The organism is Brenneria roseae subsp. americana (assembly GCF_003115815.1).
GTDB classification, from domain to species: Bacteria; Pseudomonadota; Gammaproteobacteria; order Enterobacterales; family Enterobacteriaceae; genus Brenneria; species Brenneria roseae.
The window spans coordinates 16,316-36,509 of record NZ_QDKJ01000021.1 but is presented as its reverse complement, the minus strand read 5'-3'; the positions used below and the strand labels follow the sequence as shown (position 1 = coordinate 36,509).

Sequence of the window (20,194 nt, the reverse complement as noted above, 5' to 3'; positions counted from 1 at the left end):
TGCCTGTCACGCAGGGGGTCGCGGGTTCGAGTCCCGTCCGTTCCGCCACCCTATTTAGGGGCGTAGTTCAATTGGTAGAGCACCGGTCTCCAAAACCGGGTGTTGGGAGTTCGAGTCTCTCCGCCCCTGCCAGATAAAAACCCTTCACTTCATCGTGAAGGGTTTTTTTTCGTCCCTGTTTTCCCTTTCAATTTTCTCTTTTTACCCTCACAGTCCTGCTCCGCAGCGAAAGACAGTATTTTTCTGATTAGTTTCTATATTTCCCTAACCTTATGTTTTTAAATAGTTAACTATGATTTTTTGCCTTGGGTGTTACAGGGTTAATTGGCTGTAAATATGCACAAAATGACCGTAATACCAGGTTGTGAGCTTGCTCATTCATCCCCCCAGACAATTGAACTAAAACTAAGCAGTGTCGACGACATGTAAAGAGGCTTTCTATCGTATGTACGATTGATCGCTCTGTATTCAGAAACTCTCAATATCACATCGGTAGCACTATCGCGATAAGGCATAGTTCTACGTTGTACCTGCAATCTGACTAAGTAGCTGTAAGACTACACAGAAGGAGTTAAATATGTACAGGCGTTTACTGGTAGCAATCGCCGTCAGTACGGTGTTATGCAGTGCCGTACAGGCAAAGCCATTTACCATTGGCTTTTCTCAAATAGGTTCTGAATCTGGCTGGCGTTCTGCCGAGACCAAAGTGTCGAAGCAGGAAGCGGAGAAACGTGGAATAACGTTAAAAATCGCTGATGCGCAGCAAAAGCAGGAAAATCAGATAAAAGCGGTTAGATCGTTTATTGCTCAGGGTGTTGATGCAATTTTTATTGCACCTGTAGTGGCTACTGGTTGGGCCCCTGTTTTGCAGGAAGTAAAAGAAGCGGAGATCCCGGTCTTTTTACTCGACAGGATGATTGATGTGAACGACCCATCACTCTACACCGCTGCAGTAGCGTCTGACAGCGTGTATGAAGGCAAGGTGGCGGGAGAATGGCTGGTAAAAGAGATGTCTGGCAAGCCTTGTAATGTTGTCGAATTACAGGGAACGGTCGGCGCAAGCGTGGCGATAAATCGAAAGAAAGGTTTTGCTGACGGTATCGCTTCGGCACCTCAGATAAAGATTATTCGTTCTCAGTCAGGAGATTTTACCCGTAGTAAGGGTAAAGAAGTCATGGAAAGCTTTATTAAGGCAGAGCAAAACGGAAAAAATATATGTGCGGTCTATGCGCATAACGATGATATGGCCATCGGTGCAATTCAAGCGATCAAGGAAGCGGGATTAAAACCGGGCTCACAAATAAAAGTCGTCTCTATTGATGGGGTTCCTGATATTTTCAAAGCCATGATGGATGGTGAAGCAAATGCTACCGTTGAATTAACGCCAAATATGGCCGGTCCCGCATTTGATGCATTCTTGGCAATGAAAAATGATGGGAAGCAACCGGAGAAATTTATTCAAACAGAATCAAGGTTATTATTACCTGACACAGCAAAACAAGAGTATGAGACCAAAAAAGATCTTGGTTACTGATATTTTCTATGGCGGGCATCCTCGCTCGCCATAACGTTTATATAAATAATCATCCTGGCATAGTAAGTTTCTGGATAGGTGAGACTGATGGAAACTGCACGGTTGTTAGATATTCGAGGAATGAGTGTTGAGTTTCCGGGGGTGAAGGCGCTGGAAGAGGTCAACTTCACGCTTGATGGCGGCGAGATAGTCGCACTGTTAGGAGAAAACGGCGCAGGGAAATCCACTCTGATAAAAGCGCTTACCGGCGTTTATCGTCGTTCTGCCGGAGAAATCATTCTTGAAGGGGTTAATATTAATCCAACCAATACCGCACATGCGCAGTCATTAGGTATTGGTACGGTATATCAGGAGGTTAATCTATTACCTAATTTATCTGTTGCAGCGAATTTATTTATCGGTCGAGAACCAACCCGGTTTGGTATTGTCGATCAAAAAAGGATTATCAGTCAGGCCGAAAAACTACTGGTGAACTATGGACTGAATATTGATGTCAGTCAGCAATTAGGAAATTACTCTATTGCTATCCAGCAAATTGTCGCCATCGCCAGAGCAATAGATCTTTCTGCCAAAGTACTTATTCTGGATGAACCAACGGCGAGCCTGGATGCTAAAGAAGTGGATATGCTGTTGGATATATTAAGACAATTACGCGATCGGGGAATCGGCATGATATTTGTCACGCATTTTCTTGATCAGGTTTACCGCATTAGCGATCGAATTACCGTGTTACGTAATGGAAAACTGGTCGGTACTTTGCCGACAAGTGAATTGCCGCGTATTGATTTAATCCAGATGATGTTGGGGCACAGCTTTGATGAGAACTTACTGAAGCGTGGCGAGCATAACCGGGTGACTTGCGACCCTATTGTGCAATTCAAACATTATGGGCGGCGTGGTTTGATTAATGACTTCGAGCTTGCCGTTCATCCTGGAGAGATCGTGGGTTTGGCCGGGTTGCTCGGTTCGGGACGGACGGAAACGGCACAGCTTATTTTTGGCATCAAGACATCTGACGGTGGCGAAGCCTGGGTTGATGGTAAGCGCGTTCATATACGTACGCCGCGCAAAGCCAGTAAGCTGGGGTTTGGCTATTGTCCTGAGGATCGTAAGACCGATGGTATCGTCGGTGCGGCAACGGTGCGAGAGAACATCATTCTGGCACTTCAGGCGCAGCGGGGTTGGCTGAAGCCGATTTCCCTGCGAGAACAAACCCGTATAGCCGAGCATTTTATCCAGTTGCTTGGTATCCGTACTCCTGGCCCCGAGCAGGAGATTCAATATTTATCCGGCGGCAATCAGCAAAAGGTTTTGTTGTCACGCTGGCTGGCGACAGAGCCTCGTTTTCTGATTCTGGACGAACCGACTCGCGGTATTGATGTTGGCGCGCATGCCGAAATCATTCGGTTGATAGAGAAACTGTGTGAGCAAGGCATGGCCTTGTTAGTGATCTCTTCTGAGCTGGAGGAACTGACGGGCTATGCCGATCGCATTGTGGTTTTAAGGGACCGACAACATGTGACCCATCTTAATCACCACGAGATTTCCGTGGCAGCAGTTATGCAGGCGATAGCGGTGCAATAAGGAGTCGTAAATGACAGACAGTAAAGCCAAGCCTGTCAGGCAAGTTCGCTGGACATTCTCCAAGGGGATGCCGCAGCTTTTTGCCTTGATAGCAATCCTACTGATCGACAGTCTGGTCGCGCCCAATTTCTTTTCTTTGCACGTACAGGATGGACGCCTGTTCGGTAGCTTAATTGATATTTTGAATCGAGGCGCTCCGGTGGCGCTATTAGCGTTGGGGATGACGTTGGTTATTGCGACGGGGGGAATTGATTTATCCGTCGGTGCGGTCATGGCCATTGCGGGTGCGACGGCTGCCACGCTCACCGCCGCAGGGCACCCACTTTATTTTGTGCTAGGCGCGGCTTTAGCCGCAGGCGCGTTATGCGGGTTGTGGAATGGCTTTCTGGTTGCGATTTTGCAAATTCAGCCGATCGTGGCGACGCTCATGCTGATGGTGGCGGGACGAGGCATCGCCCAACTGATTACTGAAGGGCAAATTATTACATTCGATAACGCAGGCCTGGCCAGGCTGGGGAGTGGCACGCTGCTCTATATGCCGATGCCGGTTATCATTGCTTGCATGATGTTACTGCTGCTTTGGTTGCTGACACGTAAAAGTGCATTGGGATTATTCATTGAGTCAGTCGGTATTAATCTGCGTTCTGCCCGTAACGCAGGCGTCAGTACCAAGCTGGTTTTGGTTTCCGTTTATGTGCTCTGTGGCCTTTGTGCTGCGGTAGCTGGCGTGATTGTAACGGCGGATATCCGGGGCGCTGATGCGAATAATGCAGGCCTCTGGCTGGAGCTGGATGCCATTCTGGCCGTGGTGATTGGTGGCGGTTCTCTGTTAGGGGGGCGCTTCAATTTACTGCTTTCTGTGGTTGGCGCACTCATCATTCAGAGCATGAATACGGGGATTTTGCTGTCTGGATACAAGCCTGAATTTAATTTGGTGTTGAAAGCGTTGGTCGTGCTGGCTGTTCTGATCATGCAATCACCGCGTTTCTCGTTACACCCAATTTTCAGGAGGCTCGGATAATGCTGAAGCGAAATTTCCCCCTGCTGATGACGATTGTGGAGTTTATCGTTGGCTATATGTTCTGTATCAGTCAGTTTCCAGGGTTTGCCTCGACGCGGGTTTTCTTTGATTTGCTGACCGATAACGCGTTTTTGGGCATCGTGGCTGTTGGGATGACGTTTGTCATCCTGTCGGGCGGGATAGACCTGTCTGTGGGCTCCGTGATCGCATTTACCGGCGTATTGTTGGCTAAGTTGATAGGAACCTACGGTATTGATCCATTTACTGCATTTGCTATCGCGCTGGTGATGGGGGCGATGTTTGGCGCTCTGATGGGATGGATTATTGATACGCTGAAATTACCGGCTTTTATCATCACGCTTGCGGGCATGTTCTTTATTCGCGGCATGAGTTTTATTGTATCGGAAGAATCGATACCCATCGATCACCCAATATACGCCCAACTGGCCAGTCTGGCATGGCGTATTCCTGGCGGCGGCCGGTTTACCTTTCTGGCATTGGTGATGCTGATGGTGGTACTGGCCGGAATCGTGCTGGCGCATCGCACCCGGTTTGGCAACCGGGTCTACGCTATCGGCGGCAGTAGCTATTCTGCTGAATTGATGGGGGTGCCCGTCAGACGGACAACCATTTATATTTACATGTTGTCCAGTACGCTTGCCGTGCTCTCCGGTATTGTTTTTTCGCTTTATACGTCAGCGGGTTATGCTCTGGCCGCCAGTGGGGTTGAGCTGGATGCGATTGCGGCGGTGGTTATCGGCGGCACCTTGCTGACCGGGGGAGTGGGGACGGTATTGGGGACATTATTTGGCGTGCTGATTCAGGGATTGATACAAACTTATATTACGTTTGACGGTACGCTGAGTTCCTGGTGGACAAAAATCGTTATCGGGTTTTTACTGCTCGCTTTCATCGGATTGCAAAAAGCATTAAGCACGTTCTGGTTGGCCAGACGTGCCTAAGTGGCATGTTATCTATGCCGATATGACAATCGGCGTTTTGAGTAACTGTCGGATTAGAGCATGCTGATCGCTGTTTTGTAGCCAGACGGCATAAAACGGCCGTACTACGGGCGGCGTGTCGTTTATTGCTTTCAGATGGGGATAAATTTGTAGCCAATGGCTGGGCAGGAAGGCGCAGCCACCCGTGGTCGCCAGCAACTGGCGGGTAAGATGTGCGGACGTGGTGGTAAGCACAGGAAGCTGATCGCTAGGCAACAGCCGACTTTCCTGCTGATGAAAATCGGCGCCCCATTCCAGCTTGATGTAAGGCAACTCCTGATTGCTCTCGTTTTCCGCGGACGTGAAGAGCGAGAGTGAAAAATTTCCCAACAGTTGGCTCGCCAACTCTTCCATTTTGGGCTGTTCCGTCGTGATTAAAAGATCCAACTGACGTTCATGAAGTTGTTTTACCAATGAGTGACGCAGTGCGATACGAGCTTCCAGCTGTAGTAAAGGCCGTTGCTGATAGAGTAACTGCAACCATGGCGTGAGATACGCCTCCCACAGCGAAGCGGTGGCGCCGACAGAGAGCAGGCTGTGCTGTTGCGAACGCGCGACCTCTTTTTTGGCAATCTGCCAGGTGCCGATCAGGCTTTCTGCATAGGGTAAAAGCCGCTCTCCCGCCGGGGTTAAGCGGATATTGTTACGGTGGCGGGTAAATAAATTTGCACCAAGCTGGGTCTCTAACTGACGAATACGGAAACTCACCGCTGACTGTGTCAGATAAAGCGATTCTGCGGCGCGACCAAAGTGTCTTGTCCTGCTGACTTCCAGAAAGGTTTTTAGTAATTCGGTATCCACGCCCATCTCCAAAAAATTTTGTCGTAATGATTTAAATGTTTTGTTTTACACAATGTCAAGCCTATCTAATACTCCGCGCCATAAACAACACGACCATAGAAGAATCAGGAGCGTGTAAGATGGCGGAAAGCTTCTCTACCAATAATCGTTTTTTTGATAACAAGTTTTATCCACGTGGTTTTTCCCGGCACGGCGACTTTACTATTAAAGAAGCACAACTGTTGGAACGCCATGGTTATGCCTTTAACGAACTTGATCTGGGTAAACGTGAGCCCGTTACCGAGGAGGAGACACAGTTTGTTGCGATGTGTCGTGGCGAACGTAAGGCTGAGACGGACATGGAGAAAATATGGTCCAAATATCTGGATCGTATCCGTCGTCCTAAGCGCTTCCACACGCTGTCCGGCGGTAAACCGCAAATGGACGCAGTTGAAGAATACACCGAAAGTGACGATTAGTAAGGAAATGGGGCGATAGCCCCATTTTTTACGATGGGTATTTTGCCCATCACTCTCCGGACTCTCCCGGAAATTTTTTATTTCTGGCCTTTAAACGTTAGTCGTTTTATCTGTACGTATCCTGAACGGTGCGGCAATGTTCATCCAAGATTCTTGTGTAGTTGTATTAGCAGGCGATCCATGCATCGATAGCTGAGCGCTTCAGCAAGGTGTTTTCTCTGAATTTCGGCTTGGTTGGCGAGATCGGCAATGGTACGAGCAACTTTTAATATCCGGTGCCAGGCGCGTACTGATAACCCCAGCCTGCTCATGACTTCTTCCAGATAAGCGGCATCTTCCGCTTCCAATCGGCAGTATTTCTCGATCTCGTTCGGCTTTAGTAGCGCATTGATTTTATTTGCACGCTGGATCTGTTTTTGTCTGGCGGCCAGTACGCGTTCCCTGACGATGGCGCTGCTTTCTCCCTGAGCGCTTTGCCGGCGTAAAAGTCCGGGAGGCAGTAATGGCACTTCAATGGAGATATCGAAGCGATCCAGAAACGGGCCGGACAGCTTGCTGAGATAACGCAAGATTTGCTGTGCCGGCAGACGATTATGTATCCCCTGATAATGACCCGAAGGGCTTGGATTCATGGCGGCAACCAACTGAACCCGGGCGGGGTAGCAAACTTTGGCGCGGGTACGGGAAATAGTGATCTCGCCCGATTCCAGTGGTTCTCGTAGCGAGTCTAAAACCCGTCTCTCGAATTCAGGAAGCTCATCCAGAAATAAAACGCCATTATGGGCGAGAGAAATCTCTCCCGGCTTGGGTAGCGAGCCACCACCGACGAGGGCCGTCATGGAGGCGCTGTGATGCGGAGCTCTGAATGGCCGGGTGCGCCAATGTTTCATGGTCGCATCAATATTGATCAAACTGTTTATCGCCGCGCTTTCCAGTGCTTCTTCATCGCTCAGGGGCGGCATTAGGTTGCCAAGCCGGCTGGCAAGCATGGTTTTTCCTGTGCCGGGAGGGCCGAGCAGCAGCAGATTGTGGCCGCCAGCGGCAGCGATTTCCAACGCCCGTTTTGCCTGTTCCTGACCAATAATATCTTTTAGATCCGGCATGTCGTCATCGGCTGCCATCTCCAGCGGAATATCACGGCTGCGGAGTAAGGCTTCATCGCCCTGAAAGAAAGCGCAAACCTGTAACAGGTGTTCGGCCATCAGCGCTTCTCCTTGGGGGATCAGCGCCATTTCCTGTTTATTGTCTTCAGGCAAAATCAATTGGCGTCCGGATTTTATCGCTTCCAACGCTGCCGGAATAGTGCCGTTTACGCCACGTAAGGTACCTGAGAGACCCAACTCGCCAAGAAACTCGTACTGGCTGAGTTTCGCCCCATCAATTTGTTCTGAGGCCGCCAGAATGGCCAGAGCAATGGGGAGATCGTAACGTCCTCCTTCCTTTGGCAGATCGGCGGGTGCGAGATTTACCGTGATCCGCTTGGCGGGGAACGTAAATCCGCAATTAATCAGCGCGCTGCGTACGCGATCGCGGGCCTCTTTGACGGTGGTTTCTGGCAAGCCAACCAGGGTTAATGCTGGTAGTCCGTTGCTGATGTGTACTTCGATGTACACACCTGGGGCCTGTACGCCTATCATCGCCCGTGTATAGGTAACCGCCAGTGACATGTTCTTTCCTCCTTGTGCATGGTTGGCATAATGCGTTATTGCCATTCCAGCAGGGAGTGCGCCGTGATGAGTTTGCGAAGTTGCAGCGGGGAAGAGTTTTTTCTCTTATGAGTTTGCTGTATTTGTTCGAGGCGTATCGCGATTTTCAATGATGGGTTAGCGGCTACCCGCAAATTTCCCGCAATGGGGTGAAAATAAACGAATACCACTTTACGCTATGATTCGACTGTGTTTTTTAATGTTCTATCGCCGCCGTTTAAAATTAATAATGCAAAAAATTGTTGTCATCATATGTCTGACTGTGATAACTCTGTAGGCATTCGTTCGACAGCAGATTATTGAACAACCTATTTATGAAAGCCCTATTCCTAGTGATTAGCCTAGTCGTGATTAGCGTGGTGGTGATTATTATCCCACCGTGCGGGGCAGCACTTGGACGAAGAATGGCTTAAAAATCAAGCCCGAATTCAAGAAAAACCCCCGCACCGTAAGGTCGGGGGTTTTTTGTTGGGCGCAATAGTTAACGTAAAGGAACAGAACATGAACAGCAGCATAAAATTCTATTATTCCCATAAGATGTCGGGGAAATAACTATGAATGGGGCTCAGTGGGTGGTACAAGCGTTGCGAACGCAGGGAGTGGAAACTGTTTTCGGTTATCCGGGGGGGGCAATAATGCCCGTCTATGATGCACTTTACGACGGCGGCGTAAGACATCTCCTGTGCCGTCATGAACAAGGCGCAGCAATGGCGGCAATTGGTTATGCCCGTGCAACAGGGAAAGTCGGCGTTTGTATTGCCACATCAGGTCCTGGCGCAACCAATTTGATCACCGGTCTGGCCGATGCTTTGCTGGATTCTGTTCCCGTTGTCGCTATCACCGGTCAGGTTGGTTCGGCGCTGATCGGTACGGATGCCTTTCAGGAGATCGACGTTTTAGGGCTGTCTCTGGCCTGTACCAAACACAGTTTCCTGGTTGAGTCGCTGGAGTCGTTGCCTGAGGTGATGGCCGAAGCGTTTGCGATTGCCTGTAGCGGCCGTCCCGGCCCGGTGCTGGTGGATATTCCTAAAGATATTCAACTGGCCGTCGGGGATTTCACTCCGCATTTTGCCCCTGTCGACAACGATTTTGATTTCCCGGCTCAGGATATTGAGCTAGCGCGTGACATGCTATCGCAGGCGAAAAAACCGATGCTGTACGCCGGCGGCGGCGTCGGTATGGCGCAGGCGGTTCCCGCCCTGCGTGAGTTTCTGGTAACCACCAATATGCCTTCGGTCGTCACGCTGAAAGGGCTGGGGAGTGTTGACGCCGAGCATCCCGGCTACCTGGGCATGATTGGCATGCATGGTACGAAAGCCGCTAACCTGATGGTGCAGCAGTGTGACCTGCTGATTGCCGTCGGAGCTCGTTTTGACGATCGCGTTACTGGCAAACTGAGCGCCTTTGCGCCTCATGCCAGGGTGATTCATCTGGATATCGATCCGGCTGAGCTGAGCAAGTTGCGCCAGGCTAATGTGGCATTGCAAGGCGACCTGAAAGTGCTGTTGCCTGCGCTGCAACAATCGCTGAACATCGTCGAATGGCAACAGCAAGCTTCGATGATGAAGGCGGAATATCCATGGCGCTATGATCATCCGGGTCAGGCCATCTATGCGCCAGCCTTGCTGAAGGCAATCTCCGAACGTATGGACGCGGAAACCGTGGTGACGACGGATGTGGGCCAGCATCAGATGTGGGCGGCTCAGCATATGACATTCAGCCGGCCAGAAAACTTCATCACCTCCAGCGGGCTGGGCACCATGGGATTTGGCGTGCCTGCCGCCGTTGGCGCGCAGGTCGCCCGTCCGGAGGATATGGTAATCTGTATCTCGGGCGACGGCTCTTTCATGATGAATGTTCAGGAGCTGGGCACCATCAAGCGAAAACGCCTGCCGCTGAAAATCGTCTTGCTGGACAACCAACGGTTAGGCATGGTGAGACAGTGGCAGCAGTTATTTTTTGATGAACGCTATAGTGAAACCGACCTCTCCGATAATCCTGATTTCCTGACGTTGGCAAGCGCTTTTGATATCCCCGGCCAACGTATCACCCGTAAAGACCAGATTGATGTTGCATTGGATGCCCTGTTCAACAGCGAAGGGCCATACTTGCTGCATGTCTCCATTGATGAATACGAAAATGTCTGGCCTCTCGTTCCGCCCGGTGCCGGTAATGAAACGATGTTGGATAAAACCGAGTAATGGCTGGCTAAAAACAGAATAAATGCTGGAGAAAAAAACAGAATGATACATCATCAACTTTCCATTCAGGCGCGCTTTCGTCCCGAAGTCCTGGAGCGTGTATTACGCGTTACCCGCCACCGCGGTTTTAAAGTCTGCGCCATGAACATGGTACACACGACGAATAACGAACAAATTAATATCGAACTGACCGTTGCCAGCCACCGTCCGGTAGATTTATTGTCGGCACAATTGAGTAAATTACTCGATATTTCCTATGTCGATATTCAACCAATGACAGCGACACAACAGATCAGTGCTTAACGTACAAAGTTACAAGGTAAGGAAAATAAAGAATGACCAAGAAAGCTGACTACATTTGGTTCAACGGTGAGATGGTTCCGTGGGCAGAGGCGAAGGTACACGTGATGTCGCACGCGTTGCATTATGGCACCTCCGTGTTTGAAGGCGTTCGTTGCTATGACTCGCACAAAGGCCCAGTGGTGTTCCGTCACCGCGAGCATATGCAGCGTTTGCATGATTCGGCAAAAATCTATCGCATGCCGATGCAGCAAAGCATTGAAGAACTGATGGCAGCGTGCCGCGAAACGCTACGCAAGAATAATCTGACCAGTGCGTATATTCGTCCGCTGGTTTTCGTCGGTGATGTGGGCATGGGGGTGAACCCGCCTGATGGTTATAAAACGGATGTGATCATCGCTGCTTTTCCGTGGGGCGCTTATCTGGGCGAGGAAGCGCTGGAGCAGGGGATTGATGCCATGGTGTCATCCTGGCATCGCGTCGCTGCAAACACGATCCCGACCGCCGCGAAAGCGGGCGGCAATTACCTTTCTTCGCTGCTGGTGGGGAGTGAAGCGCGTCGCCATGGCTACCAGGAAGGGATTGCGCTGGATGTGCATGGCTATGTGTCTGAAGGCGCGGGTGAAAACCTGTTTGAAGTCAAAGACGGCATTCTCTTTACGCCGCCGTTTACCTCTTCCGCACTGCCAGGTATTACGCGTGACGCTATCATTAAACTGGCAAAAGATCTGGGCTTTGAAATCCGTGAACAGGTGCTGTCGCGCGAATCGCTTTATCTGGCCGATGAAGTGTTTATGTCCGGTACCGCCGCAGAAATCACGCCTGTTCGCAGCGTCGATGGTATTCAGGTGGGCATCGGTAAATGTGGCCCGGTCACGAAAAAATTGCAGCAGGCGTTCTTTGGCCTGTTTACCGGTGAGACAGAAGATAAATGGGGCTGGCTGGATCCAGTCAACCCCTAATTATAGATAGAATCAGGCGGTGGTTCGTTCCGCCATCGCCCATTAAGTTATTATTGGAGTAATAAGAGCATGCCTAAGTACCGTTCAGCCACAACCACCCACGGCCGTAATATGGCGGGTGCCCGAGCCTTGTGGCGAGCCACCGGGATGACCGACGACGATTTTGGTAAGCCCATTATCGCGGTGGTTAACTCATTCACCCAGTTTGTTCCCGGCCATGTGCATTTACGCGATTTGGGAAAACTGGTTGCCGAGCAGATTGAGGCATCCGGTGGTGTAGCGAAAGAATTCAATACGATAGCGGTTGATGATGGTATTGCCATGGGGCATGGCGGCATGCTCTATTCCCTGCCTTCCCGTGAATTGATCGCCGACTCGGTGGAATACATGGTGAATGCGCACTGCGCCGATGCGATGGTGTGTATTTCCAACTGCGACAAAATCACCCCGGGAATGCTGATGGCGTCGTTGCGCCTGAACATTCCAGTTATTTTTGTCTCCGGCGGACCGATGGAAGCAGGAAAAACCAAACTGTCCGATCAGATCATCAAGCTGGATCTGGTTGATGCCATGATCCAGGGCGCTAACCCGAATGTCAGCGATGCCGACAGCGATCAGATTGAACGTTCCGCCTGTCCGACCTGCGGTTCCTGTTCCGGGATGTTTACCGCGAATTCCATGAACTGCCTGACCGAAGCGCTGGGGCTGTCTCAGCCGGGCAACGGGTCACTGCTGGCGACGCATACCGATCGTAAAGAACTGTTCCTGAATGCGGGTAAACGCATTGTCAACCTGGCGAAACGCTATTACGAGCAGGATGATGAGAGCGTGTTGCCCCGCAACATCGCCAATAAAGCCGCGTTTGAAAATGCCATGACGTTGGATATCGCCATGGGCGGCTCCACCAATACGGTATTGCACCTGCTGGCCTCGGCGCAGGAAGGGGACGTCGATTTCACCATGACCGATATCGATCGTTTGTCTCGTCAGGTGCCGCATCTGTGTAAAGTCGCGCCGAGCACCCAGAAATATCATATGGAAGATGTTCACCGCGCCGGTGGGGTAATCGGTATTCTGGGCGAACTGGACAGAGCGGGTTTGCTGAATCGGGACGTGAATAACGTGCTGGGTAAAACCCTGGCGCAAACGCTGGAAGCCTATGACGTCATGTTGACGCAGGACGACAGCGTAAAAAGTATGTATTCCGCGGGTCCGGCGGGCATCCGTACCACCAAGGCGTTCTCGCAAAGTTGCCGCTGGGATTCGTTGGATACCGATCGTCAGGAAGGCTGTATTCGCTCCCGCGAATTTGCCTACAGTCAGGACGGCGGTCTGGCCGTGCTGTACGGTAATCTGGCGGAAAACGGCTGTATCGTGAAAACGGCGGGCGTCGATAAAGGGAGTCTGGTGTTCCGCGGCCCGGCCAAAGTCTATGAAAGTCAGGACGATGCGGTTGAAGCGATTCTGGGTGGCAAGGTCGTCGCAGGTGATGTCGTGGTGATCCGCTACGAAGGGCCGAAAGGCGGTCCGGGCATGCAGGAAATGCTGTATCCGACCAGCTTCCTGAAGTCGATGGGATTAGGTAAGAGCTGTGCGCTGATTACGGATGGCCGTTTTTCCGGCGGAACCTCCGGTTTGTCCATCGGCCACGCCTCACCGGAAGCGGCAAGCGGCGGCATCATTGGTCTGGTTCAGAACGGTGACATGATCGCCATCGATATTCCGAATCGCAGCATCGTGCTGGATGTGGCCGACCATGAGCTGACCAGCCGCCGCGCAGCGGAAGAGGCAAGGGGCGAACAGGCCTGGACGCCGCACAATCGTGACCGTCAGGTTTCTTTTGCGCTACGCGCCTACGCCAGTCTGGCGACCAGCGCTGATAAAGGCGCCGTACGTGATAAGAGTAAGCTGGGAGGCTGATTCTAATGGCAGTGTCACAACCACTTCCTTCCGCGCCGGGGGGCGCGGAGTACCTGCGGGCGATCCTGCGTTCGCCGGTCTATGAGGTCACACAGGTCACACCGCTGGAGAAAATGGATAAGCTTTCTTCACGGCTGAATAACATCATTCTGGTCAAACGCGAAGACCGGCATGCGGTACACAGCTTCAAGCTGCGCGGCGCTTACGCCATGATGGCCGGGCTAAGCGATGAGCAGAGGTCGCACGGTGTGGTGACGGCATCGGCGGGTAACCATGCGCAGGGTGTAGCCCTGTCCTCCAGCAAGCTGGGCATCAAATCGTTGATCGTGATGCCAGTGGCGACCGCCGATATCAAGGTTGACGCCGTGCGCGGTTTCGGCGGCGAGGTGTTGCTGTACGGGGCCAACTTCGATGAAGCGAAAGCCAAAGCGATTGAGTTGTCACAGCAACAGCATATGACTTTCCTGCCGCCATTCGACCATCCGGCGGTGATTGCCGGGCAGGGCACCCTGGCGATGGAGTTATTGCAGCAGGATGCGCATCTGGATCGGGTCTTTGTGCCGGTCGGCGGCGGCGGTCTGGCGGCGGGCGTGGCGGTGTTGATCAAGCAGTTGATGCCGCAGATTCAGGTTATCGGCGTGGAAGCGGAAGATTCTGCCTGTCTGCGGGCGGCTCTGGACGCCGGACACCCTGTTGACCTACCACGCGTGGGGCTGTTTGCTGAAGGCGTTGCCGTTAAGCGCATCGGCGATGAAACCTTCCGCTTATGCCAGGAATACCTGGACGATGTGATCACGGTTGATAGCGATGCTATTTGCGCGGCGGTCAAAGATCTGTTTGAAGATGTGCGTGCGATTGCGGAACCGTCCGGGGCGCTGGCGCTGGCGGGGATGAAGAAATACATTCAGCAGCACCGGATCCAGGGTGAACGTCTGGCGCATATCTTATCCGGCGCCAATGTTAACTTCCACGGCCTGCGTTACGTTTCCGAACGTTGTGAACTGGGCGAACAGCGTGAAGCCTTACTGGCAGTCACTATTCCGGAGAAAAAAGGCAGTTTTCTGAAGTTCTGCCAATTGCTGGGCGGCCGTTCAGTCACCGAGTTCAACTACCGTTATGCCAATGCCAACGATGCCTGCATTTTTGTCGGTGTGCGCCTGACGCGTGGCTATGCCGAGCGTGAGGAAATCATTGCCGAGCTGTCTGCGGGCGGTTATGAGGTCGTGGATCTGTCTGATGATGAAATGGCGAAGCTGCACGTGCGTTATATGGTCGGCGGACGTCCTTCAAAACCGTTGCAGGAGCGGCTCTACAGCTTTGAATTCCCTGAGTCGCCGGGCGCCTTGCTGAAATTTCTGCATACGTTGGGTACGCACTGGAATATCTCGCTTTTCCATTATCGTAGCCACGGTACGGATTTTGGTCGCGTATTGGCGGCGTTTGAACTGGACGAGCGCGATCCGGAGTTTGAGCAACATCTGCAGGCGCTGGGCTATGAGTGCCATGATGAAACCAATAACCCGGCCTTTCGTTTCTTTCTGGCGGGCTAGGGATTGAATGTGTTCCAATAACGCACCCGGTGGTGTTTCACTGTCGGGCGCGTTATCTTTATGCCATCAGGCAGACAACACGGATGGCAGATAACGATGGCGCCACACTTCAATGGGTTTTCTCAGCAAGGGCTGACATTCCTGCAGCAGGTTCGTCAGCACAATGATAAAGACTGGTTTGATGAACATCGTGGCATTTACGATGAACAACTCGTTGCTCCTTTTCGGGCGTTGGTTGATGAACTCAGTCTGACCATGTTGCAGATTGACGATCATTTTGAAACCCGTCCGGCGATCGGAAAAACACTGTCCCGCATTCATCGCGACACGCGATTCTCCCACGATAAATCACGCTACCGCAGCCAGATGTGGCTGACGTTCAAGCGTACCCGTAAAGACTGGACGGACGCGCCGGTCTATTTTTTTGAGATTGCCCCGGACTTTTGGCGTTATGGTTTGGGCTATTACAGCGCAACGCGTAACACGATGGAATTGTTCCGCCAAACGGTGCGTGGCAACCCGCAACAATTCCTTGAAGTCGCCAAATGTTTACAGGATAGGTTTGTACTGGAAGGGGAAAGTTACAAACGCCCGCTGATTAAAGACCTGCCGCCAGAGTTGGCCAACTGGTATAACCGTAAATCTTTCGCCGCTATTCATACCAGCCAGGATATGGAACCGCTTTTCTCCGGTGATTTGGTCACGACGCTGGCCCAGGGATTTACCCAACTTGAGCCGCTTTATCACTACCTGATGAATATCGAGACCATGAAAAAAGCCGCACAGGAAACGGAGGCGTCAGGAGCGTATGCATTCTCTGCGGACAAATGGTTTGAACGCTGGAAAATAACGTGAGTTAATTATGTTTTCTCTCGTACCATCAGGTAGTTGAACAGGTAGGTTTCACCGGCGCTGTCGAAGGTGGCGATCTGCATATGATCGTCATCTATGCAGGTGAGCAAGATCTTGACCTGCCCCTCAAAACTGCCTTCACTTTTACCGATTGCCTGCGTCTCGTTCATCTGACGAGCGCTGAACGCCACGTCATCCAGCTTATTGCCGTATCGGAAAGCAATGGAGCCACCGCCTTCAATTTTGCCGCGTTGATTGGTCATTTCCAGACTGACGGCGTGATACGGCGCTTTCTGGTCATACATCTCTCTAAAATATTCACCCAGATTGCGGTATTCCTCGTCGGATAATTTTTGCATGGTGTAAACGTAACTGAAGCTACCGTGGAAACAGGCCGCGGTTTTTACCGGCGTTATCGGCGCCGGAAGCGCATGCTGAGCAATTTGATTGAGGTAACGTAATCGGTTGAGCTGTTGCTGATAGCGCTGACGCAGACAGTCTTCATCCTTGCAAAGATCGCGCGAACCGAGCCAGCTGCGTTGAAACTGATTGAGCGCTTTTTCCTGTGGCGCACTGTTGTCATAGCTGGTTAAAAATGCGCGGGACGTCTTCCACTCCTGTGATAATTCTTCATCCAACTGGCCGAGCAGCGGGCTTTGGCAGATTAATTTCTCTTGCTGAGACGTCGCCTTCTCGCAGGAAAAACTGGCCGCTTGTCCGCCGCCAGGTGATGTCAGCATCAGGCTGGCAATGGCAATGATATACAGTGATTTCATGGTTTATCCTGTAGTGTTTCCCAAAAGGCGGCGATTAACGGTTCGCTGAGCCGCTTTTTCTGTACGCAAACGCCCAGTTCAAAGGGTTCCATTGCCTGTTCGGCAAAAACGGAAACGCGATTGCGCACCGGCTCGGGACTATTTTCCAACACCACATCCGGGATGAGCGCAATACCACAACCCAGCGCGACCATCGACACCATCGCCTCATGACCGGATACGGTGGCATAAATTTGTGGATTAGTGATGTGGCGGCGGCGGAACCACACGTCAATACGCTTACGCACCGGGCCGTGCTCCGGCAAAATAAACGGAATTTGCGCCCAGTCTGGATTGGGGACTTTAATCTGTGTCTGAACCGGACATGGCAGCGCGGGGATAATCAGCACCAGCGGAATTTTACCGATAGGCGTAAAATCCACGCTGGCGGGCAAGGTTTCCGGGTGTCCGGCGATGCCCAGATCGGCATCGTTTGACTGTACTTTCTCAACGGCATCGGCGGCATCGCCGGTGGTCAGTTTGATCTCCACCAGCGGATGCTCGGCGCGGAAGCGATCGAGAATCGGGGGTAAATGGCTATAAGCGGCGGTTACGGAACAGAAAATTCGCAGTTCGCCGCTAAGTGATGGACCGCGTTGACCGATCGCGTGTCGAAGCTGCTGGTATTGCAACAGCGTTTGCTGCGCGAACAGCTTCAGATGTTCCCCGGCATCGGTAAGTTGCACGGTGCGGTTATCGCGCTGAAACAGCGTTTGGCCCAGGTCTTCTTCCAGCCGCTGAATTTGCCGCGACAGCGTAGAAGGGCTGATGTGCATCGCCTTGGCGGTACGGCCAAAGTGCCGACTTTCCGCCAAATGCAGAAATAATTTGAGATCACGTAAATCCATGCGATGCGAGCCTCGTTTTTACCTTGCAGATCTTGCAATATGACGTTGTTAATATATCAATTTAAGCAACGCATTTCCTGTCATATGATGGACGCTATAATTGTTTCCCCTCTGGCGGGGAACCTTTCTTGGAATAACAGACAAACAAAACAGTATACGGAGCATGACATGGCTAACTATTTCAACACATTGAACCTGCGTCAGCAGTTGGCGCAATTAGGCAAGTGTCGTTTTATGGGACGTGATGAATTCGCCGATGAAGCGAGCTACCTGAAAGGTAAAAAAGTGGTGATTGTCGGCTGTGGCGCTCAGGGTCTGAACCAGGGCCTGAACATGCGTGACTCCGGTCTGGATATCGCTTATGCGCTGCGTCAGGAAGCCATTGCCGAGAAACGTGCTTCATGGCGTAAAGCCACTGAAAACGGTTTTACCGTTGGTACCTACGAAGAACTGATTCCTCAAGCCGATCTGGTGGTTAACCTGACGCCGGACAAACAGCACTCCGCCGTGGTTCAGGCTGTTCAGCCGCTGATGAAGCAAGGGGCGGCGCTGGGTTACTCCCATGGTTTCAACATTGTTGAAGTCGGCGAGCAGATTCGTAAAGACATCACGGTAGTGATGGTGGCGCCGAAGTGTCCGGGTACCGAAGTGCGTGAAGAATACAAACGTGGTTTTGGTGTGCCGACGCTGATCGCGGTTCACCCGGAAAACGATCCGAAAGGCGAAGGCATGGCGATTGCCAAAGCCTGGGCGGCGGCAACCGGTGGCCACCGTGCCGGTGTGCTGCAATCTTCTTTCGTTGCCGAAGTAAAATCCGACCTGATGGGCGAGCAGACTATCCTGTGCGGTATGTTGCAGGCGGGTTCTCTGCTGAGCTTCGACAAGCTGGTTGCTGATGGTGTTGACGCTGCCTATGCGGAAAAACTGATTCAGTTCGGTTGGGAAACCATTACTGAAGCGCTGAAACAAGGCGGCATCACGCTGATGATGGATCGGCTGTCCAACCCGGCGAAACTGCGTGCCTACGCGCTGTCTGAACAGCTGAAAGAGATTATGGCGCCGCTGTTCCAGAAACACATGGATGACATCATCTCCGGTGAATTTTCCAGCGGCATGATGGCTGACTGGGCGAACGACGACGTTAAGCTGCTGACCTGGCGTGAAGAAACCGGCAAAACAGCGTTTGAAAACGCGCCGCAGTTTGACGGTAAAATCTCCGAGCAGGAATATTTTGATAATGGCGTGCTGATGATTGCTATGGTGAAAGCCGGCGTTGAGCTGGCATTTGAAACCATGGTGAGCGCAGGCATCATTGAAGAATCCGCCTACTACGAATCACTGCACGAACTGCCGCTGATTGCCAATACCATCGCGCGTAAGCGCCTGTATGAAATGAACGTGGTTATCTCTGATACTGCGGAATACGGTAACTACCTGTTCGCGAACGCCGCCGTTCCGTTGCTGAAAGAGAAGTTCATGGCTTCACTACAGCCGGGCGATCTGGGCAAAACCGTTGCCGCGACCGAGGTAGACAACGCGCAGCTGCGTGACGTTAATGAAGCGATCCGCAACCACCCGATTGAAACGGTTGGCCGTAAACTGCGTGGCTATATGACGGATATGAAACGTATCGCTGTCGCGGGTTAACCCTATTCGGCAACGCGAAAACAAGGCACGGCATCACGCTGTGCCTTTAATTTTTGTTTAACACACATCGTAAAAGCTCTCCCTTTCCCCTGATGTCTTTTTGCATATCACGAAAATAACGACGTTAATTAATGGGATTTCTGCCTATTTGTGTAGAAGATGACGATTATTATAATATCGACTCAATTAATGAAATATCGCGTTTATCGTCTCAATAAGGAGGTTGGGATATGTTCTATCCTACTGCGCCTGAAGGTGTATCTGTCGATGCTAATATGGCTTATCTCAAGAATAAATATGGAAGAATAGTAGGTCCTTTAGATTATTATGATTTTTATAAGCTTGTCCGGAATAAAGGTCCCTGGGATTTTAAACAATAAAGTTCTAAATTTGAGAGTTTTGGGAATTTCCATTATGGTACCGTCGGTTACGCTGGAGGGATCCCTGAAACCGTTTTACTGCGGGCGGCTGGCTGTGCCCAAATGAAGGCGGGAACCCGTCTCCAGATGATGGCGTATGCTGGGGTAGTGAACTTATGGCGATGATCCAAACGATCAGATCTATATTAAGCCAGGGATCGATTATGCGAAAAGCAAAGGTTATTAAATTATTCTTCTTATCTTTTACGCTAGCTATCGCCCTGCTGTTTCTTTCAATCTCAGGAATAGCCTATTATTTATTTGGTACGAAAGATAGTTATGCCAAAGTTAGTGAATATAAGTTTGATAATAATATTTCTATAGATGTTTTGCAGTTGGAGAATGGCGGCGCGACGGTCGGTTTCGTTTATTCTTATCGTGTTCGTAAAGGCAATCAAAAACCACAGGAAATTTTGAAAACGAACACACGCAATGCGGAAATTTCGATGCAGGATGGTGTGTTGGTCATTAAAGTGGTTGGTGAGGTCTATAAACTGGATAACCGAATTCGGTTTAATAACACGCAGGAAACGCTACCGACAGAAATTATCATTCAGAATTGAAAGGCACTTGCA

The 20,194-nt window shown here is 51.2% G+C and carries 19 protein-coding genes, 1 tRNA gene and 1 pseudogene; 17 read left to right on the top strand and 4 right to left on the bottom strand.

Annotation, left to right across the window (positions count from 1 at the left end; all coding sequences use genetic code 11):
- Positions 1 to 56 precede the first annotated feature (56 nt).
- The 5 genes from B4923_RS19530 (at position 57) to yjfF (ending at position 5,101) form a co-directional block, all read left to right on the top strand.
- Positions 57 to 132: transfer RNA gene (locus B4923_RS19530), tRNA-Trp, on the top strand.
- A 445-nt stretch (positions 133 to 577) separates the two neighbouring features.
- A complete protein-coding gene (gene ytfQ / locus B4923_RS19525) occupies positions 578 to 1,534 on the top strand; it encodes a galactofuranose ABC transporter, galactofuranose-binding protein YtfQ (protein ID WP_109491378.1) in 957 nt (318 codons plus the stop codon).
- Between the two features lie 87 nt (positions 1,535 to 1,621).
- Positions 1,622 to 3,118, top strand: a complete 1,497-nt coding sequence (ytfR, locus tag B4923_RS19520) for a galactofuranose ABC transporter, ATP-binding protein YtfR (protein ID WP_109491377.1) — start codon at positions 1,622 to 1,624, stop codon at positions 3,116 to 3,118.
- Positions 3,119 to 3,128: 10 nt separating this feature from the next.
- Positions 3,129 to 4,139 carry a galactofuranose ABC transporter, ATP-binding protein YtfT gene (gene ytfT, locus B4923_RS19515; protein WP_109491376.1) on the top strand — a complete coding sequence of 337 codons (1,011 nt, stop codon included), beginning with the start codon at positions 3,129 to 3,131 and terminating at the stop codon, positions 4,137 to 4,139.
- The gene (gene yjfF, locus B4923_RS19510) at positions 4,139 to 5,101 is read left to right on the top strand and encodes a galactofuranose ABC transporter, permease protein YjfF (protein WP_109491375.1); all 963 of its coding nucleotides are present in this window, start codon (positions 4,139 to 4,141) and stop codon (positions 5,099 to 5,101) included. The genes ytfT and yjfF overlap by 1 nt, the downstream gene beginning before the upstream one ends.
- Positions 5,102 to 5,113: 12 nt before the next feature.
- Here the strand turns inward: yjfF and hdfR are convergent, their stop codons facing one another.
- Positions 5,114 to 5,941, bottom strand: a complete 828-nt coding sequence (gene hdfR / locus B4923_RS19505) for an HTH-type transcriptional regulator HdfR (RefSeq protein WP_109491379.1) — start codon at positions 5,939 to 5,941, stop codon at positions 5,114 to 5,116.
- A gap of 119 nt (positions 5,942 to 6,060) precedes the next feature.
- Between hdfR and B4923_RS19500 the strand changes: the two genes are divergently transcribed.
- Positions 6,061 to 6,399, top strand: a complete 339-nt coding sequence (locus tag B4923_RS19500; RefSeq protein WP_109491374.1) for a MaoP family protein — start codon at positions 6,061 to 6,063, stop codon at positions 6,397 to 6,399.
- Between the two features lie 140 nt (positions 6,400 to 6,539).
- Here B4923_RS19500 and B4923_RS19495 read toward each other — a convergent pair whose 3' ends face one another.
- A complete protein-coding gene (locus B4923_RS19495; protein WP_109491373.1) occupies positions 6,540 to 8,066 on the bottom strand; it encodes a YifB family Mg chelatase-like AAA ATPase in 1,527 nt (508 codons plus the stop codon).
- A 353-nt stretch (positions 8,067 to 8,419) separates the two neighbouring features.
- On the opposite strand from B4923_RS19495, the gene ilvL reads away from it, so the two are divergent.
- The 7 genes from ilvL to B4923_RS19460 all read left to right on the top strand — a co-directional run bounded on the left by ilvL (position 8,420) and on the right by B4923_RS19460 (position 15,893).
- Positions 8,420 to 8,518 (top strand): ilv operon leader peptide, encoded by a 99-nt coding sequence (gene ilvL / locus B4923_RS19490; protein ID WP_072062072.1) that lies wholly within the window; start codon positions 8,420 to 8,422, stop codon positions 8,516 to 8,518.
- Between the two features lie 141 nt (positions 8,519 to 8,659).
- A complete protein-coding gene (gene ilvG / locus B4923_RS19485; protein WP_109491372.1) occupies positions 8,660 to 10,306 on the top strand; it encodes an acetolactate synthase 2 catalytic subunit in 1,647 nt (548 codons plus the stop codon).
- Between the two features lie 42 nt (positions 10,307 to 10,348).
- A complete protein-coding gene (ilvM, locus tag B4923_RS19480) occupies positions 10,349 to 10,609 on the top strand; it encodes an acetolactate synthase 2 small subunit (RefSeq protein WP_109491371.1) in 261 nt (86 codons plus the stop codon).
- A gap of 32 nt (positions 10,610 to 10,641) precedes the next feature.
- Positions 10,642 to 11,568 (top strand): branched-chain amino acid transaminase, encoded by a 927-nt coding sequence (locus tag B4923_RS19475; RefSeq protein ID WP_109491370.1) that lies wholly within the window; start codon positions 10,642 to 10,644, stop codon positions 11,566 to 11,568.
- A gap of 69 nt (positions 11,569 to 11,637) precedes the next feature.
- Complete coding sequence (gene ilvD / locus B4923_RS19470) at positions 11,638 to 13,488, top strand: dihydroxy-acid dehydratase (protein WP_109491369.1); 1,851 nt, start codon at positions 11,638 to 11,640, stop codon at positions 13,486 to 13,488.
- Positions 13,489 to 13,493: 5 nt separating this feature from the next.
- Positions 13,494 to 15,038 carry a threonine ammonia-lyase, biosynthetic gene (gene ilvA, locus B4923_RS19465; protein ID WP_109491368.1) on the top strand — a complete coding sequence of 515 codons (1,545 nt, stop codon included), beginning with the start codon at positions 13,494 to 13,496 and terminating at the stop codon, positions 15,036 to 15,038.
- A 96-nt stretch (positions 15,039 to 15,134) separates the two neighbouring features.
- Positions 15,135 to 15,893, top strand: a complete 759-nt coding sequence (locus tag B4923_RS19460; RefSeq protein WP_109491367.1) for a DUF2461 domain-containing protein — start codon at positions 15,135 to 15,137, stop codon at positions 15,891 to 15,893.
- 5 nt (positions 15,894 to 15,898) lie between these two features.
- On the opposite strand, the gene B4923_RS19455 is transcribed toward B4923_RS19460, so the two are convergent.
- Together B4923_RS19455 and ilvY are read right to left on the bottom strand one after the other, a co-directional pair.
- Entirely contained in the window at positions 15,899 to 16,666 is a 768-nt protein-coding gene (locus B4923_RS19455) for a lysozyme inhibitor LprI family protein (protein ID WP_109491366.1), read from the bottom strand.
- Positions 16,663 to 17,553, bottom strand: coding sequence for an HTH-type transcriptional activator IlvY (gene ilvY / locus B4923_RS19450; RefSeq protein WP_109491365.1), 891 nt, complete (start codon positions 17,551 to 17,553; stop codon positions 16,663 to 16,665). Before ilvY ends, B4923_RS19455 begins: the two co-directional genes overlap by 4 nt.
- 168 nt (positions 17,554 to 17,721) lie before the next feature.
- On the opposite strand from ilvY, the gene ilvC reads away from it, so the two are divergent.
- The 4 genes and pseudogenes from ilvC (at position 17,722) to B4923_RS19435 (ending at position 20,182) form a co-directional block, all read left to right on the top strand.
- Positions 17,722 to 19,200 carry a ketol-acid reductoisomerase gene (gene ilvC, locus B4923_RS19445; RefSeq protein ID WP_109491364.1) on the top strand — a complete coding sequence of 493 codons (1,479 nt, stop codon included), beginning with the start codon at positions 17,722 to 17,724 and terminating at the stop codon, positions 19,198 to 19,200.
- Between the two features lie 230 nt (positions 19,201 to 19,430).
- The gene (locus B4923_RS21145; RefSeq protein WP_245929678.1) at positions 19,431 to 19,580 is read left to right on the top strand and encodes a hypothetical protein; all 150 of its coding nucleotides are present in this window, start codon (positions 19,431 to 19,433) and stop codon (positions 19,578 to 19,580) included.
- Between the two features lie 57 nt (positions 19,581 to 19,637).
- A pseudogene (locus B4923_RS21265) lies at positions 19,638 to 19,745 on the top strand (hypothetical protein); the annotation flags it as partial.
- A gap of 38 nt (positions 19,746 to 19,783) precedes the next feature.
- The gene (locus B4923_RS19435) at positions 19,784 to 20,182 is read left to right on the top strand and encodes a hypothetical protein (protein ID WP_109491363.1); all 399 of its coding nucleotides are present in this window, start codon (positions 19,784 to 19,786) and stop codon (positions 20,180 to 20,182) included.
- Positions 20,183 to 20,194 lie beyond the last annotated feature (12 nt).